The sequence below is a fragment of the Anabaena sp. CCY 9613 genome (assembly GCF_963920895.1).
Classification (GTDB): Bacteria; Cyanobacteriota; Cyanobacteriia; order Cyanobacteriales; family Nostocaceae; genus Cyanocohniella.
In genome coordinates, this window is the sequence record NZ_CAWUDE010000049.1 from 1 (window position 1) to 1,719 (window position 1,719).

Sequence of the window (1,719 nt, forward strand, 5' to 3'; positions counted from 1 at the left end):
ACTCCCTGGGACAATACCCACGGGCGATTGAGTTCTTCCAGCAGTCTTTGGAAATATTCAGGGAGATAGGCGATATTCGAGGGGAAGCAAATTCCTGGTTTAACTTAGGTTTGGCATTAGAAAACGTCAACCGAGAATCAGACGCGCTTGGTGCTTATCGCAATGCTCGTGAACTGTATCAAAAAATGGAACTTGATGCCGATGTGCAAGATTGCAACAATCGAATTGAGCGTCTATCTCAACCACAAACGGCTGTACTTTCTCGCCGTGGTTTTTGGGCGTGGTTGCGGCGGTTGTGGCGTTGGGTTCGCTCTTGGTTTCGGCGGTGATTTTGTCTCACACAGAGGCGCAGAGGCGCAGAGAGGAAACTTTATAGAGATACTATTCAATGAATTTAAACCCAAAAGAACTGATCATCACCAAATTGGATCAGGGATTACCCGCCATTACTCCAGCCTTTGGTGCAGCCTTAGCAGAAGCTTGTGCTGTTTGCTTGAATGATCAAGGACATATCCAAGGTGTAGAACTTGAAGTTCAAAGAGACTTAACAGATGTTTTCAAAATTTATTGGCAAGAAGTAATAGATCAAATGTTGCGGTGTTGGAATGATCATGAATACACTACAGAAAAGGCAGCCTATGGAATTACCCTGTTAATTATTCAAGAACTGACTGAATATACAGTTGTGGAACGTTCTCGCCGAGGAACTGGATTTGATTATTGGTTAGGAAAAAAGGCTGAAAATAATCAACTCCCATTCCAAAATGCGGTTAGGCTAGAAGTTTCAGGCATACGTCAGGGTGATGACAGTAAAATAAAAACAAGAGCTTGTGTTTTGTAGTGAAAAAATGAACCAGATTCAAGATTTACATAAACAAGCGATGGATTTCGCTGAAATGGCGCAAGTTGCTAAACTCAAAGGCGACTCTGTGTTAACCTTGCAACTTTCTAGACAAGCATTTGAAAAAGAAAGGTTAGCCGCAGAATTAATCGTAAATAATCTGGCAGCAGAACCTACACGTTCAGTCTTACATCGTAGTGCGGCAACCTTAGCGATTGACTGTGGAGAAATGGCAGCAGCAGAACGTTTAATTGCAGTAGCTTTATCAGGAAATCCGCCTCAAGAGATTGCCGAAGAACTCAAGGATTTATTTGTGCAGATTAACATTGACAAATATTTTGCACGTCGTGGTATTGAATTTGATTCAGCTAAACTATAGCTATAGGTTTTATTGTCTAACGAGGAATTGTAGGATTTTATCATTAACCGAGAATCAGACGCGCTTGGTGCTTATCGCAATGCCCATGTCAATCCTCTATATCCAAATCAAATTAAATTAAAAGAACCTGAGATGATTATCCAGGTTGTAGGAGAACCAGGAACACCATATTTATTTGGAAAATAATAATGAATGTAGTCATTTTTGATGAAATTATCAAAGCAAGTGGATTATCAGAAAAGGAATTGATTTTAGAATTGATTATTCTTCTATTTCAAAGAAATAACATTAGTATTGGTAAAGCCTCTCAACTTGCACAAATGCCTTTATTACAATTCCAAAATGAATTGGCAAAAAGAAATATTTTTGTTCATTATGATGAAAGTGACTTAGAAGTTGATTTACAAAACTTGGGTATTCTTGAATAATTATGCCAATATTCAGCCAGGGTAAGCTCATCTAATTTGGTATAGAGTGAGCTTGACAAATTAGCCAAGAC

General features: G+C 39.0%; 4 protein-coding genes. All 4 read left to right on the plus strand.

Annotation, left to right across the window (positions count from 1 at the left end; genetic code table 11):
- On the plus strand, positions 1 to 329 hold a 329-nt coding region (locus tag ACM0OT_RS23740), incomplete at its 5' end, for a tetratricopeptide repeat protein (protein ID WP_414566831.1).
- 59 nt (positions 330 to 388) lie between these two features.
- On the plus strand, positions 389 to 841 hold the full coding sequence (locus tag ACM0OT_RS23745; RefSeq protein WP_414566832.1) for a hypothetical protein: 453 nt from the start codon (positions 389 to 391) through the stop codon (positions 839 to 841).
- A 7-nt stretch (positions 842 to 848) separates the two neighbouring features.
- Entirely contained in the window at positions 849 to 1,220 is a 372-nt protein-coding gene (locus ACM0OT_RS23750; RefSeq protein WP_414566833.1) for a hypothetical protein, read from the plus strand.
- A 188-nt stretch (positions 1,221 to 1,408) separates the two neighbouring features.
- The gene (locus ACM0OT_RS23755; RefSeq protein ID WP_414566834.1) at positions 1,409 to 1,648 is read left to right on the plus strand and encodes a UPF0175 family protein; all 240 of its coding nucleotides are present in this window, start codon (positions 1,409 to 1,411) and stop codon (positions 1,646 to 1,648) included.
- Positions 1,649 to 1,719: the final 71 nt, after the last annotated feature.

Coding starts and splice junctions, on each gene's coding strand:
- ACM0OT_RS23745 (WP_414566832.1), top strand. CDS start 389: ATGAATTTAAACCCAAAAGAACTGATCATCACCAAATTGGATCAGGGA.
- ACM0OT_RS23750 (WP_414566833.1), top strand. CDS start 849: ATGAACCAGATTCAAGATTTACATAAACAAGCGATGGATTTCGCTGAA.
- ACM0OT_RS23755 (WP_414566834.1), top strand. CDS start 1,409: ATGAATGTAGTCATTTTTGATGAAATTATCAAAGCAAGTGGATTATCA.